The organism is Protofrankia sp. Cj5, from assembly GCF_917627405.1.
Taxonomy (GTDB): Bacteria; Actinomycetota; Actinomycetes; order Frankiales; family Frankiaceae; genus Protofrankia.
The window spans coordinates 158219-172968 of record NZ_CAKJTO010000001.1 but is presented as its reverse complement, the minus strand read 5'-3'; the positions used below and the strand labels follow the sequence as shown (position 1 = coordinate 172968).

The window sequence follows — 14750 nt, the reverse complement described above, 5'->3', positions numbered from 1 at the left end:
CTGCCCACATCGGTGGCTGTCGCCGTGACCGAGGCCGCCGGAGGCGGCTGACACGAATGATCATGCATCGTCGAACCGGGCATGGGTCGAGATTAAGAGCGACCGGCAATAGGGGACGCGGCGTCGCGAGGCTGGGGCACCCACCTCGCCGCGTTGTCGTCGGTCGCCACCCAACACCTCCGGTGGCTCCCTCCGCCGCCTCGCGACGCACGCATCCCAGCCCCGCTCCTTGGCCCACTCCCCTGTTACCGATCACTCAGAGATCGAGCCCGGCGAAGAGGTCGGTCTCGCGCCCGTTCGGGCCGCCGGCCGGTCCGCGCTCACCCCGGGTGAGGATGTAGTGCTCGGTGCCCCATGCCCGGTGGCCGATGCCGTCGGCCAGGACGAAGAAGAAACCGTCCGTCGTCATCTGGGTTGCATGCGCTCGCATGGCCGCCACCTTCGCCTCGAAGTGAGCGGGCGAATCGATCTCAGTGGTCACGGCACTGTCCGGCACCGCCATCGGCACGTCATCCGCCGACTGCACACCGTCGAACAGCTCACGCCCGGTACCCGACGAACGGAAGTAGTCGATCCCAGCCTGGATCATCGATCGCGCGACCGCGGTCTGGTACAGCTTCGCGGGCTGCCAGGGCGGCCCGGTATCCGGAGCGAAGGACGGATCCCCCGCCACCTCGAACATCCGCACAGTCAGTTCGTGCGCACGGATGTGGTCGGGATGCCCGTAGCCACCGTTGCTGTCGTAGGTGACCAGTACCTGCGGACGGACCGCACGGACGATCTCAGCCAGCGCGGCCGCCGCCTCGTCGGGATCGGCCCGCCACAGGCAGCGCGGATCGTCGTTCCCAGGAGTGCCCATCATGCCGCTGTCACGCCAGCGGCCCGGCCCGCCGAGGAAGCGATGGTCGGTGACGCCGAGCGCCTCGCACGAGCGCGCCAGCTCACCGATGCGGTACCCGCCGAGCTGGTCGCCCCGGTCGGAGCGCAGATTGATCAGTTCTGGAACGAGCACCTCGCCCATCTCCCCGAGCGTGCACGTGACAAGAGTCACATGGGTCTCCGGGTCGGCGGCGTAGGACGCCATGGTCAGCCCGGTCCCGATCACCTCATCGTCAGGGTGGGCATGCACGAACATCACCCGCCGCGCCGGCAGCTCGATGAAGTCCGGCCCAGACCCGGTCAGCACAGTGGGAGCAGTCACGCCCACGACCCTACGGGGCGCCGCGGACGCGACGGCACCGGAGCCCACCAACCACGCTCCGCGAGGATGAACGGAGATCACCCGAGGAGCGAAGCCAGGCTGGCCCGCCTACCTCACGCACACGACGACAGCCGCCGCACGCTGGCCGAGGTCACGCCCGGCGGCGGGAACGGAGCTTCTCCCGCTCCGCCGCGGTCAGCGCGACCTTGCGCATCCGCACCGGACCGGGCGTGACCTCCACGCACTCGTCCTCCCGGCAGAACTCCAGCGCCTGCTCCAGGGACAGCTGCCGGTGTGGGGTGAGGCGCACCAGCTCGTCCCCGGTGGACGAGCGCATGTTGGTGAGCTTCTTCTCCTTGGTGGGGTTGACGTCCATGTCGTCGGCACGGGAGTTCTCCCCGACGATCATACCTTCGTAGACGTCGGTGGTCGGACCCACGAAGAGGGTGCCGCGCTCGCCCAGGTTGTACAGGGCGTACGCGGTCGCCACGCCAGCACGGTCAGCCACCATCGAACCCGTCGCACGGGTACGGAGTTCCCCGAACCAGGGCTCGTAGGAGTCGAACACGTGGTGCATCAGCCCGGTGCCGCGGGTCTCGGTCAGGAACTCGGTCCGGAAGCCGATGAGCCCGCGGGCCGGCACCTGGTACTCCATCCGGATCCAGCCGGTGCCATGATTGATCATCTGCTCGAGGCGGCCCTTGCGGACCGCCAGCAGCTGGGTGAGCGTCCCGAGGTACTCCTCGGGGGCGTCGATGGTGAGCCGTTCCACCGGTTCGTGCCGCTTCCCGTCGATCTCCCTGGTGACGACCTGCGGCTTACCGACGGTGAGCTCGAAGCCCTCACGGCGCATCAGCTCGACCAGGATCGCCAACGCGAGCTCCCCTCGGCCCTGCACCTCCCAGGTGTCGGGGCGCTCGGTCGGCAGCACCCGGATGGAGACGTTGCCGACCAGTTCGGCATCCAGCCGGTTACGCAGCAGTCGCGCGGTCAGCTTCGTCCCGGACTTACCGGCCAGCGGGGACGTGTTGATCCCGATGGTCATGCTGATCGACGGCTCGTCGACGGTGATGACGGGCAGCGGCCGCGGGTCCTCGGGGTCGGCCAGCGTTTCGCCGATCATGATATCCGCAATGCCCGCGATGGCGATGATGTCGCCTGGACCGGCCTGCTCGCCCGGCACCCGCTCCAGCGCCTTCGTGACCAGCAGCTCACTGATCTTCACCCGGTCGGTACGGCCGTCCGCGCGGCACAGCATCACGCTCTGCCCACGGCGCAGTGTCCCGTTGTGCACCCGGCACAGCGCGAGCCGGCCGAGGTAGGGGGATGCGTCAAGGTTGGTGACGAGCGCCTGCAAGGGTGCCTGCGGGTCGTAGACCGGCATCGGGACCGACTCAAGCAACACGTCGAACAACGGCTTGAGATCGGGTGAGTCGGGGTTGCCGCCATCATCCGGCCGGTTCAGCGAGGCGCGTCCCGCCTTGGCGTTGCAGTAGACGATCGGGAAGTCGATCTGGCTCTCGTCCGCGTCGAGGTCGAGGAAGAGCTCGTAGGTCGCGTCGACGACCTCGGCGATCCGGGCGTCGGAACGGTCCACCTTGTTGATGACCAGAATGACCGGCTGCCTGGCTTCCAGCGCCTTGCGCAGGACGAACCGGGTCTGCGGCAGCGGGCCCTCGCTCGCGTCGACCAGCAGCACGACCCCGTCGACCATGGACAGGCCACGCTCGACCTCGCCGCCGAAGTCCGCGTGGCCAGGCGTGTCCACAATATTGATCGTGACGTCGCCGTACTGGACCGCGGTGTTCTTCGCGAGAATCGTGATGCCCTTCTCGCGTTCGAGATCCATCGAGTCCATGACGCGATCCGTCGCCTCGGCATGGTCACCGAAGGCGCCGGACTGCCGCAGCATCGCGTCGACGAGGGTTGTCTTGCCATGATCGACGTGGGCAATGATCGCGACGTTGCGCAGATCGGCGCGGACGGACACGGTGGCGGGCTCCGGTACGGACGTGGGGCAGCGGCCCCGAGGCTGGTTGTTACTGGACAGATGGTGCTGACATCGTGACGCCGGACGCGGAACCCGGCCCGACGGGACACCCCGCGCGTCAGGCATGGGCACCAGAAGATCATCCCATTCCCGCTCGCCTCTCAGGGTCTACCCGCCATGGTACGGACCCGCGAGACCTCACATCGAAAATCAACAGAAGGTTTATTTCTCAACACCTTCCGTTAATGTTATCTACCATCCCACAACCCCAGAACACCCGCCGCCAGAGCAACACGAAGATCATTAACTAACGGTAAGTCCGGAGAGAGCCACGCTACGTTATCAAGTTCGTGCGATGCCAGCCATCGCAGCTCCGAATGCGCGATCATATATGGCTCGCCACCGACGATCCGAGCGAACCACACCCGGAGCACCCAGCCGGCCGTGGGCAGCGCGACCTCGCCGAGGAGCGCTCCCACCTCGATGCCCACGCCGAGCTCCTCGCGGCACTCGCGCGCGAGCGCGGTCGCCTCGTCCTCGCCGGGCTCGACCTTGCCACCGGGAAACTCCCAGCCACCGGCGAGCGCGGGAGGATCGCGCCGGCAGCATGCCAGCACGCGGCCCTGCGCGTCGATGAGCGCCGCGGCTACCACAACCCGCCGGCTGCCTGTCGGCTCCATAGCCGCACACACTCTCATGGCGCTGGGTTTCCCCGCGGCAAGGAGGGCGCGCTCACCCAGGTGGGGGTAACACCGAAGTCACCCGACAAACTGAACGGAGGCCATTCCATGCCCATCAGGCTCGACGCGGACCGGCTCGCCGACGCACTCGGCGAACTACCGGGATGGAGCGGTGATACCTCGACAATTGTACGAAAAGTCACCATGGATGATGAGACCGCAGACGAGGTGGTCGAGCGGATCTCGCTCGTGGCGAACACCATGAATCACCATCCCATCGTTGACCGAGCACACGGCGTGACAACCTTCACGGTCTGGACGCATTCCCAGGGCGGCGTCACAGAGCTTGACATCACGCTGGCATCCCGGATCTCCGACGTCCTGCGTCAGCACGGCATCGCGGACCCCAGCAGGTAAGAGCGCCCGGCAACAGGGGTGCGGCGGCACGGCAATCCCTCATGCGCCGCCGCATCTTTCCGACTACTCGTCGTGCCTCCAAGGCTCTGACCTGGGAACCCTCGGCGTCCCCATCAAAACTAGGTGATATGAATTAGCTATTCGCCTTGATCTATCGGGCGTCGGATCCCGGGAAGGTCACCCCAGCGCCATGCTGGATCAGCGTGACAAGACAACCACTGTTCGTGGAGGCCTACTGTGCGGCATCGCATTCCGTTTGGTCAGCGGTCTGCCATGGCCGTCGTCGCCGTTGTGCTGGCGGCAAGCTGCGGCGGCGGTAACGGCGACACACAGAGCGCGTCCGCGAACGCAGCCTGCACAACCCCCGGCATCAGCCCGACCACAGCCAAAGTCGGGCTGGTCTTCCCCTCCTCAGGGCCCGCGGCACCGCAGTTCGCGGACTTCCGGGCCGGCATAGACGCGCGGTTCGGCGTGGCGAACGGCAACGGCGGCGTACATGGCCGCCAGCTCGTCTACGACTGGTCGGACGACAGCTCCGACCCGGCCACGAACCGCGCCGTGACAACCGGGCTCGTCGAAAGATCACAGGTCTTCAGCATCCTCCAGGCCAGCAACGTCGTCTCCGGTTCAGCCGACTACCTGCACAAGAACGGCATACCGGTGGTCGGCTTCTCGGCGGAAACCATCTGGAGCAAGAACGACAACATGTTCACCTGGTCGAACTACCTCACGGACGGCCCGGCACCGACGACATGGGGAACATTCGCGAAGAACCTGGGCGGCCGGAAGGCCGCCGTGCTCCGCATCGCGTTCAGCGAGGCATCGGGCATTTTCGCCCAGAAGATGACGGACAGCCTGAAGGCCGCGGGCATCGACGTGGTCTACACCGACCAGATCTCCGTGACCGGGACGGACCCGTCCATGATCGCCGCAAAGATAAAGAGCTACGGTGTTGACGTGCTCGCCGGCGCGCTGACGGTCGACGCTTTCGCGAGCATTACCAGCGCGGTCAACCGGGCGCAGATACCGCTCAAGGTCTCGATGTCCCCGTCCGGGTACGACCAGGCGGTCCTCATCAAATACGGCGCCCAGCTCGCCAGGACCTACCTGTTCCTGAACGTCGCGCCGTTCGAGGAGAACCTGCCCGCGCACAAGGCGTTCATCGCCGGGATGACGGCGTACGCCCCGCAGCTCCAGCCACCGACCCAGAGCGTCGCCCTCAGCGGCTGGATCACCGCCGACCTGTTCATCCGCGGGCTTCAGGCCGCCGGCTCGTGCCCCACCCGCCAGTCCTTCATCAGCGGGCTGCGAGATGTCCACGACTACGATGCCAACGGTCTGGTGGTACCAGCCTCCGACATGGCCAAGTACCAGAGCGCCTCACCGTGTTACACCTTCGTCCAGATCAACGCCAAGGGCACCGCCTTCGACGTGCAGCAGCCGGCGCCATACTGCGGTCAGTAGCTCGGAGCCGCAGAGCGCCCGGCAACAGGGGCGTGGATCAAGGAACGAGGCTACGGCGTGTTTCGGAAGTCACCGGAGGCATTGGGTGACGACCGAAACACGCCCTGAGGTGGGTGCGCCGCGATGCGGCGGAGAAAGCCACCGCAGGCATTGGGCTCGGCGCGCCCCGGGCAGCCGGTGCGGAACGCGATCACCCGCGCGCTGCCCCAGCCGCGGGAGCGGTACCTGATCAGACGTTGAAACGAAACTCCACGACGTCGCCGTCGGCCATCACGTAGTCCTTGCCCTCGATACGGACACGGCCAGCGGCACGAGCCGCGGTCATCGAACCGGCCGCCATCAGGTCGTCGAACGAGACGACCTCCGCCTTGATGAACCCGCGCTGGAAGTCGGTGTGGATGACGCCCGCGGCCTCCGGCGCGGTCGCGCCGGCCCTGATTGTCCAGGCCCGCGACTCCTTCGGCCCCGCCGTGAGGTAAGTCGCCAGGCCCAGCGTGTGAAAGCCGATCCTGGCCAGCTGGGCCAGGCCGCTCTCGGTCTGCCCCAGGGCCGCCAGCAGCTCGGCGGCGTCGTCGTCGGGGAGCTCGCTCAGCTCGGCCTCGACCTTCGCGCACAAGACCACCGCGTCGGCCGGGGCGACCAGCGCCGCGAGCTCCTTACGCCGGCCGTCGTCGGCGAGGACGTCCTCGTCCACGTTGAACACGTACAGGAAGGGCTTGGCGGTGAGCAGGAACAGCTCACGCAGCGCGGCCCGGTCGACGCCCGGATCGGACGAAAGGGTGCGGCCCGCGTCCAGTACTTCCCGGGCGTGCTTCGCGGCGGCCAGCATGGCCTGCCTGCTCTTGTCGACCCGCGCTTCCTTCTCCAGCCTGGGCAGGCGCGCGTCGATGGTCTGCAGGTCGGCGAGGATCAATTCGGTGTTGATCGTGGCGATGTCGTCAGCCGGATCGACACGGCCGTCAACATGGACGACGTCCGGATCGGAGAAGACACGGACAACCTGGCAGACCGCGTCCGACTCGCGGATGTTGGCGAGGAACTTGTTGCCGAGGCCCTGTCCTTCGGCCGCGCCGCGGACAAGCCCGGCGATGTCGACGAAGCTGACCGCCGCCGGCACCGTACGGGTGCTGTGGAACACCTCAGCCAGCCGGGCCAGCCGGGAGTCCGGAACGCCGACGACTCCGACGTTCGGCTCGATGGTGGCGAACGGGTAGTTCGCGGCTAGGACGTCGTTACGGGTCAACGCGTTGAACAAGGTCGACTTGCCGACGTTGGGTAGTCCGACGATCCCGATCGACAAGCCCATGACGCCGCAGTCTACGGGGCGGGCCGCGGCCGGCGTCCACATACCACTGCCGGACGACGCCCAGAAGATATCGCTGGCATCCCGCCAGGCGCGATCATGGCCGGCGTGAAGCCTGCCGGGTACCGACTGCCGGCGATGCTGCTTGCCGGCCTCCTGTGCGCGGCCACGGGCGTCGCCTGCACGGGCTCCAACGCCAGCCAGCCGCGCCCCAGCCACCCAATCTCCAGCCACCCAATCTCCAGCCACCCAATCTCCAGCCACCCACGTGCCAGCCAGCCGGGCACCAGCCAGCCAGGCACCAGCCAGCCGGGCGCTGGCGACACGGCGAAGAACCCGCCCGTGATGGCGCGCTGTGTCACGCCAGGCCTGCTCCTGTCCGCCGTGCCGCCAGCCGGCGGTGGTGCCATGGGCCACCAGGGCCTCGTCCTCGTCTTCAGGAACACGACACGGAGCTCCTGCGCGCTCAGCGGCTATCCGGGTGTCGCCGCTCGCGACAGCAGCGGACGCCACCCCGTCGACGCCGCTCGCAGCACCGTCGGCTCCATCTTCCCGAGGACAGCACGATCACGGATCGTTCTGGCGCCGGGCGGCACCGTGTCCGCGGGCCTGGAATGGACCGTCGTCCCGATGGGGCCACGGGACCGTTGCCCGCGGTACGCCGGTCTCGCGGTGACGCCACCGGACGAGACACGCAGTCTGTGGCTGACCAGGCCGCTCAGCTTCTGTGGCGAGTTCCGGATCCATCCGCTGGTATCCGGCACCGACGCTGGCGGCACCGACGCTGGCGGCACCGCCCAGTAGCGGCGCGGCGGTCGCGGCGAAAAGCGTCGGAGGCCTGTGATTGCCTATCGGCCATGGACGTCGCGACCACCCTGCTTCTCCTTCTCGGCCTGTTGCTGGGCGGCGCGGGCGGTTTCGCGGCGGGCCGCCGCGCTGGCGACATCCGCCTCGCGGCCCTGGCCTCCGAGCGTGACGCCGCCACCCGCGAGCGTGAACTGCTACGCCAGTCGGAACAGGCCGCGCGGGAGCGGGCAGCGCTGGCCGAGGCTGATGTCGCGGGCATGCGGACGGCGCTGGACTACGAACGGCGATCCGCGACCGAACGCCTGAACCTCGTCGAGCAGAGCCAGCAACGCCTGGCCGAGTCGTTCCAGGCCCTGTCCGCACAGGCGTTGGAGAGCGCGAGCCGCCAGTTTCTCGACCTTGCCTCCGTCCGCCTGCAGGAGGCCGGTACGCGTGCCGCCGGCGACTTCGAGCAGCGCAGGGTGGCCGTCGAGCACCTGATCAGTCCGCTGCGGGAGGTACTCGGGAAGATGGAGCACCGGCTGGCGGACCTGGAAACCGCGCGCATCGAGGCGTACGCGACTCTCGTTGAGCAGGTCCGGGGTGTCCAGCAGGTATCCGAGGGGCTGCGAACGCAGACCGCCGCCCTGGTCACGGCCCTGCGCAAGCCCCAGACTCGCGGGGCCTGGGGGGAGATGCAGCTGCGCCGGGTGGCCGAGGTCGCCGGAATGATCGCCCGCTGCGACTTCACCGAACAGCCCACCATCACCGACGGCGACGGCGTGCGGCGACCGGACATGGTCGTTCACCTGGCGGGCAACCGGAACATCATCGTGGACGCGAAGGTGCCTCTGATCGCCTTCCTTGAGGCTAGCGAGGCCCCGGACGAAACCATCCGCGACCAGCGGCTCAGCGCCCACGCACGGCATCTGCGCGCTCATGTGGACGCGCTCGGGGCGAAGGCGTACTGGCGGCAGTTCTCCGCCAGCCCGGAGTTCGTGGTGCTGTTCGTACCCGCTGAAGCCTTCCTCGCCCCCGCGCTCGAGAAGGACCCAGCGCTGCTGGAGCATGCCGCCAGGAAGAAGGTCGTCATCGCGACGCCGACCACGCTCATCGCAATGCTGCGGACTGTTGCCCACGCGTGGACGCAGGAGGCGCTCACCACCCGCACCCGGGAGATCTTCGAGCTTGGCCGGGACCTGTACACCCGCCTTGGCACCCTCGGCGAGCACGTGGACCGGCTCGGCCGTTCGATCGGCCGGACCGTGACCGACTTCAACGCCGCGGTCGGATCGCTGGAGAGCCGTGTGCTGGTACCGGCACGACGGCTTGCCGCTATGGAGGTGGTGGACAGCGTGCTGGCCACGCCTGCGCGCGTTGAATCCGGTGTACGCGCCCTGTCCGCGGCGGAGCTCGCCGGCCCCGCCGAGGCACCGCCCAGCTCGCGGCTCGTCCGCTGAACGCCACAGACATTGCCGAAAGCACGTGGAGAAACACTGAAAGTAATGTCACTAGCGTTATCACAGGGTGCGACAACTCGCCGGTGACACACGGCCCGGCTCCGGGCGGTACCTTGCCCAAGTGAGCTCGCCGCCGCCTCGCTCGTCGGCCGGTCCCCCCGACCGGGCCGGAGGCCCGACCGGACAGCGCGGACGAATCCCGGCTCGGCGAGGCGGCGCAGGCACGCCTACCGTGGTTACGGGCAGCCGGCGTGGCCTTACCGTGCTCGGAGCCGCTCTCCTGGTCCTCCTGGCCGGAACAGCCGGAGCCGCCATCGATGTGGTCCTGGCCGGCTCCCTGGGCGTGGTGTTCGGCGTTCTGTTCGTCGCCGGTTGCGTCCTGGCCGCCACCCGGGTGCATCCCGACGACCTCCTCGGCATCGTTATCACACCACCGCTCGTTTATGCGCTGATAGCCATCGGTATCGGATTTGCGCATCCGGCCGCCGGCAGCGCTGGTGGTGGAATAAAGAACAAAGTGATCAGCATTAGCTCCGATCTGATTCTTCGAGCCCCCGTGCTTCTCCTTGGGTTCTTTGCCGTCGTACTCATAGCGGTGGTCCGGGCGCGGCATGCCCGGGTCGCCCGGCGCGACCGTCAACGTGCGCTCAAGGCCACGAGGAATCGCCGTCGGCCGAGTGGTTAGGGCGTGCCCGCCGGATGGCGGCCGATGTGGGCCCGGGCATCGATCCGCATGATTGAAGATTCATCAGGTGCGTCCTGGTTGCGGCAGTAGAAAAATCGCCCGGGAGCCTGGTCGAGGCGCCGTACAGCAAGGCAGCAGGAACGTCGTGGTCAGCTGCCCATGGCCGTCCGGTACCGTTTCCACCGTGCCGAGCAACGCGCCCCGCGAACTTCGGGAACGCCTGACCACATGGTGGGCCACCTGCCGCTGCGGCCATTTTCGTGACCATCACCGACATTACCGGCGCGGCTCGGACTGTGGGCGCTGTTCGTGCCCGGCATTCTCCCGCGTCCGCTCTCGTCGACGCGGCTGACCGCCGCGGGGGCAGCCCGGACGCGCCGGCCAGCGTACCGCCCTGGGCACAGAAAAGATCATCTGAACGCGGCGGCTGGCACGGGAGGTGCCGGCAGCTCGGCGGACGCGGCCGCCGAGGACAGGTTTTTCTTTGTTTTCTTTATCGCCAGATAGCCAACCAAAGACCTCCGCAACATCTCCGCTGCCCCGCCGCACGCCAGCGGACCACTACTGGAACACAAGAATTCTCAGCATCATTAAACGATAAGTGACCCCGTCACACGCAGCGATGCCAACCTTCGGTGACACTTACACAACCAGTAGTGATGTCATGTGATATGTTCCCCGTGCCGAGATACACACTGTCCGATGATATAGACAGCCAGCAACAAAATGATCGTGGACGGTGCGGAACGTACAGGGGGGCAACGGTGTACGGACGCAAGGCCGAACGTCGACAAGGCTGCTGCCGTACATCAGCTGTCGAATCGGCGGCGCTCGCCCTGTAGGCACCAGCACGATCATCACTTTTCGCGCCGCCAACACCCCCGGAACACCAGCACATGAGACCTGGCACCACGAGCCAAGCCGACCGCGTCGACTCTTCGATCTCAGCTGACGACCTGACGGGCATCCCCCACGACGGCACCGCAGCCAGGGGGCATCGCGGGCGCCCCTGCGGCGTCTGTCGCGTGCCCGAGGCCGAGGCGACGCCCGAAGAGCAGGTCGGCTCCGCCACAACCTTTTCCGCCTGGCCCGAATCGGAGGATACCCGTTGTTCGAGACGTCGCGGCGTCCAGTGGCCCCCCTCTCGGTTAGCATCGTCATTCCAACGCTCAATGAGGCGAAGAACATACCTGGCGTCTTCCGGCGGCTACCGCCCGACGCGGAAATTATCCTGGTGGACGGCCGGTCCACTGACGACACCATCCGTGTCGCCTGCGAAATCCGTCCCGACACAATCGTCGTGCGCCAAACCAGACGTGGTAAAGGGAACGCTCTCGCCTGTGGCTTCGCCGCTTCCACCGGCGATTTCATCGTCATGCTGGACGCCGATGGCTCGGCGGACCCCAGCGAGATCCCTGCCTTCCTCGACGCTCTTCGCAATGGCGCGGACTTCGCCAAGGGAACACGTTTCGCCCACGGCGGCGGAAGCGCCGACATCACCCGCGCCCGGCAGCTGGGAAACCGCGCTCTGTGCTTCCTGGCCAATCGGTTGTTCGGCCAGCGTTTCACCGATCTCTGTTATGGCTACAACGCCTTCTCCCGCACGTGTCTCGCGGCGCTGGGCCTCACACCCGGCCAGCACAACGGAACTCGCCAGTGGGGTGACGGCTTCGAGATCGAGACTTTGATCATGCTGCGAGTCGCCGCGGCCGGCCTGCGCATCACCGAGGTCGGCAGCTTCGAACGCCCTCGCGTGCACGGCGAGTCAAACCTGCGAGCCAGCAGCGACGGCCTGCGGGTACTGCGCACGATCCTGTCCGAACGGCTGCACCGACGCGACCCGCTGATCGGTCAAGCGGCCGGGTGCCACTCCGCGGCATCCGCCGCTCCGCCGGCCACCGCCCTTCCCCGCCAGGCAGACGCCCCAGAGCAGCCGGACCGGGCCGGCAGCGCCTCGGCGACCTACGCATGACGGCCGTCAGCGGACGGCGGACGCAAACGGCGCCAGTTCCGGCGGCCCGCGGCCCGGCCAGTTGGCCAGACCGCGGGCGCGACGAGGAACCGGACGACGCCAGCTGGCCCGCGGCGTGCGCGTCCGTCGTCATCTGTGCCTACACCGAAGAGCGGTGGGCCGATCTGGAGCGGGCCGTGACAAGTCTTTCGGCCCAGACCGTTCCCCCCCACGAAGTCATCGTGGTCATCGACCACAATCCCAGGCTCCACCAGCGCGCGGCTGCCGGTCTGTCCGGCGTCCAGGTCGTGCTCAACAGCGGTCGCAACGGTCTGTCCGGAGCCCGTAACACCGGTATCGCGACCGCCACCGGCGATGTGATCGCCTTTCTCGACGACGATGCCGAGGCTGAACCATCATGGCTGGCAAACCTCCTGGCTCCGTATGCGGACCCGGCCGTCGCCGGTGTCGGCGGGCTGGCCGAGCCGCGCTGGCCGTCGAGCCGCCCGCCTTGGTTCCCACCGGAATTCGACTGGGTGGTCGGCTGTAGCTACCAGGGACTTCCCACTGCCAGCGCACCGGTCCGGAACCCAATCGGTGCCGGCATGTCGTTCCGGCGGATGGTCTTCGACCAGGTGGGCGGTTTCACCGACGGACTCGGCCGGCTCGGGTCCCGGCCGCTGGGCTGCGAGGAAACCGAGCTCGCCATCCGGCTGCGCGCCCATGACCCAACGATGATCATGCTTTACCAACCGCTCGCGCGGGTAAGCCATCGGGTCACCCGGGAGCGTACGACCTGGCGGTACTTCCGGGCCCGTTGCTATGCCGAAGGCCTTTCCAAAGCCGCGGTCGCCCACAGCGTCGGCCGCGATGCGGCACTCGCCAGCGAAAAGGACTACGTGCGCCGCGTGCTCCCCCGGGCGCTGTGCCGCGACCTGGCCACACCGCGGCGCTGGCCGCGTGCGAGCGTCACCGTGGCGGGCCTGGGGATCACCACAGCCGGATATGTCCATGGCCGGTGGTTGCGCTGGCGGCGTCCTGGCAGCCCAGCCCGCCTTCCTGATGAGCCAGCCCGCCTTCCTGATGAGCCGGCCCGCCGTTCTGGTGAGCCGCGCCATCAGCCGCGCGGCTGTCCATCGTCGCTGCCCGCCGCGACGGTGACCGGGCTCACCCGGGGGCCGGCCGCTCACCTCGCGCATGCGGTCAGTGGCCGGCGAGGCCGTCAGGCGGCCCGAACCGCACCGGCAGCCACGACAGCACGGATCTGGTGCGGGGAGGTGGAACTCACCGAACCGATGGCTCTTCCCGCTGAGCTGCTCGACACCGCCGCCACGCCGTACCGCGAAGCCCGGCTTCTGATCCGCCTGCACGGCACACCGCTCGGCTTCCTGTCCGTCGATCTCGACACGGACGTCCTCGACGACCTGACGCTGCGGGCCATGGCCAGCCGCGACCTCGGCGAGGCCATCCGCGCTCACCTGGGCATCGACGGACTCGACCAGCTGCCGGGTCCGGACCCGGAGCCACCGGCGTGCCCGGCACCGGCAGGCCCGCTGGCTGCCGGTCACGCATGCCGCCGGCTGCTCTCGGCCCCCGCGGTGAGCGTTGTGGTCTGCACCCGTGACCGGCCGGCCCAGCTCGCCGCCAGCCTGGTCTCGTTACGCGCGCTCGACTGGCCCTGGCTCGACGTCATCATCGTCGACAACGCCCCGACCGACCCGGCGACCCGAAGCGTGTTCGACGCCCAGGCCGCCGGCGACCCCCGGTTCCGGTACGTGCTGGAGCCACGGCCTGGGCTCTCCCGGGCACGCAACGCGGGCCTGACAGCGGCAAGCAGCACGATCGTCGCCTTCACCGACGACGACGTGACCGTGGACGCCGACTGGATCCGCGGCCTGGTACGCGGCTTCGAGCGCCGGCCCGATGTCGCCTGCGTCACTGGGCTCGTGGCCGCGGCCACCCTGGCAAGCCCGGCGGAACGTTACTTCGACGCCCGGGTGTCATGGGCGACGAACTGCCGGCCGGCGCTGTTCGACCTTGATCGGTCCCGGCGGCCGAGCCCGCTGTACCCCTACAGCGCGGGGGCGTTCGGCACTGGGGCAAACATGGCGTTCCGCCGCGATGTCCTGCTCGCCCTCGGTGGCTTCGACGAGGCGCTCGGCGCCGGCACCGCGTCAGCTGGCGGTGAGGACCTCGACGTCTTCGTCCGCGTGCTGCTTGCCGGGCACGCCCTGGCCTATGAGCCGGCGGCACTCGTCTGGCACAGTCACCGGGCTGAGCTGGACGCGCTGCGCCGGCAGCTTTTTGGCTACGGCACCGGGCTGACCTCGTTCCTCTGCAAATACCTGCTGGACCCAGCCACGGCCCGGGGCCTGCTCGTCGCGGTTCCCGCCGGGATTGGCCATCTGCGGACGACCCGGCGACGGACCGGGCGCGCAGTCACCGCGTCCGCTGGCGGCACGCGCGGGCCGCTGGCCGCTGGTCACCGGCTGGCCGGACCGGCCGCGTTGCCCATGCGTCGGCTCTGGTTGCGCGAACTCGCCGGTATGGCCGCGGGTCCAGCCTGTTATCTGCGGTCCCGCCACCAAGCGGCTCACGACCGGCCGCCAGCGCCAGCATGGCGGTGAACGGATGCCACCGCGGTGGCCGGGATGGCGGCCAGGGCGACAGCCAAGGCGACCACCGGGATGACGGCCCCGACGACGGGCACCGCCCGGCCCCGCTCACCAGTGACACGGCGCCCACCGCATACCCGCCCGCTGGCGGTGAGCCTGGTCCGGCCCGGTCGGCGCCGATGCCAGCCAGCTGTCATC

The 14750-nt window shown here is 68.4% G+C and carries 12 protein-coding genes; 7 read left to right on the top strand and 5 right to left on the bottom strand.

Going from position 1 to position 14750, the window contains the following annotated elements; translation table 11 throughout:
- Window positions 1–256: 256 nt before the first annotated feature.
- From mshB to MJ777_RS00680, 3 genes are all read right to left on the bottom strand, one after another.
- The gene (mshB, locus tag MJ777_RS00690) at window positions 257–1135 is read right to left on the bottom strand and encodes an N-acetyl-1-D-myo-inositol-2-amino-2-deoxy-alpha-D-glucopyranoside deacetylase (protein WP_239372435.1); all 879 of its coding nucleotides are present in this window, start codon (window positions 1133–1135) and stop codon (window positions 257–259) included.
- 217 nt (window positions 1136–1352) lie between these two features.
- The gene (typA, locus tag MJ777_RS00685) at window positions 1353–3191 is read right to left on the bottom strand and encodes a translational GTPase TypA (protein WP_239308394.1); all 1839 of its coding nucleotides are present in this window, start codon (window positions 3189–3191) and stop codon (window positions 1353–1355) included.
- Between the two features lie 248 nt (window positions 3192–3439).
- A complete protein-coding gene (locus MJ777_RS00680) occupies window positions 3440–3871 on the bottom strand; it encodes a (deoxy)nucleoside triphosphate pyrophosphohydrolase (protein WP_239372398.1) in 432 nt (143 codons plus the stop codon).
- 108 nt (window positions 3872–3979) lie between these two features.
- Here MJ777_RS00680 and MJ777_RS00675 point away from each other — a divergent pair, with 108 nt between their 5' ends.
- Both MJ777_RS00675 and MJ777_RS00670 read left to right on the top strand, forming a co-directional pair.
- Window positions 3980–4288: a 4a-hydroxytetrahydrobiopterin dehydratase gene (locus MJ777_RS00675; protein ID WP_239345744.1), complete on the top strand. Its 309-nt coding sequence runs from the start codon at window positions 3980–3982 to the stop codon at window positions 4286–4288.
- Window positions 4289–4561: 273 nt separating this feature from the next.
- Complete coding sequence (locus tag MJ777_RS00670) at window positions 4562–5752, top strand: ABC transporter substrate-binding protein (RefSeq protein ID WP_239372396.1); 1191 nt, start codon at window positions 4562–4564, stop codon at window positions 5750–5752.
- A 229-nt stretch (window positions 5753–5981) separates the two neighbouring features.
- Here the strand turns inward: MJ777_RS00670 and ychF are convergent, their stop codons facing one another.
- Window positions 5982–7058, bottom strand: coding sequence for a redox-regulated ATPase YchF (ychF, locus tag MJ777_RS00665; RefSeq protein WP_239308420.1), 1077 nt, complete (start codon window positions 7056–7058; stop codon window positions 5982–5984).
- Between the two features lie 96 nt (window positions 7059–7154).
- On the opposite strand from ychF, the gene MJ777_RS00660 reads away from it, so the two are divergent.
- The 5 genes from MJ777_RS00660 to MJ777_RS00640 all read left to right on the top strand — a co-directional run bounded on the left by MJ777_RS00660 (window position 7155) and on the right by MJ777_RS00640 (window position 14564).
- Window positions 7155–7859 (top strand): DUF4232 domain-containing protein, encoded by a 705-nt coding sequence (locus MJ777_RS00660; protein ID WP_239372394.1) that lies wholly within the window; start codon window positions 7155–7157, stop codon window positions 7857–7859.
- Between the two features lie 53 nt (window positions 7860–7912).
- Window positions 7913–9301 carry a DNA recombination protein RmuC gene (locus tag MJ777_RS00655; protein WP_239372392.1) on the top strand — a complete coding sequence of 463 codons (1389 nt, stop codon included), beginning with the start codon at window positions 7913–7915 and terminating at the stop codon, window positions 9299–9301.
- A 232-nt stretch (window positions 9302–9533) separates the two neighbouring features.
- The gene (locus tag MJ777_RS00650; protein ID WP_239308400.1) at window positions 9534–9986 is read left to right on the top strand and encodes a DUF6542 domain-containing protein; all 453 of its coding nucleotides are present in this window, start codon (window positions 9534–9536) and stop codon (window positions 9984–9986) included.
- 1108 nt (window positions 9987–11094) lie between these two features.
- Window positions 11095–11958, top strand: coding sequence for a glycosyltransferase family 2 protein (locus MJ777_RS00645; protein WP_239308401.1), 864 nt, complete (start codon window positions 11095–11097; stop codon window positions 11956–11958).
- A complete protein-coding gene (locus MJ777_RS00640; protein ID WP_255723967.1) occupies window positions 11955–14564 on the top strand; it encodes a glycosyltransferase in 2610 nt (869 codons plus the stop codon). Before MJ777_RS00645 ends, MJ777_RS00640 begins: the two co-directional genes overlap by 4 nt.
- On the opposite strand, the gene MJ777_RS00635 is transcribed toward MJ777_RS00640, so the two are convergent.
- A complete protein-coding gene (locus tag MJ777_RS00635) occupies window positions 14531–14749 on the bottom strand; it encodes a hypothetical protein (protein WP_239372382.1) in 219 nt (72 codons plus the stop codon). The two genes, MJ777_RS00640 and MJ777_RS00635, sit on opposite strands and share 34 nt — an antisense overlap.
- Window position 14750: the final 1 nt, after the last annotated feature.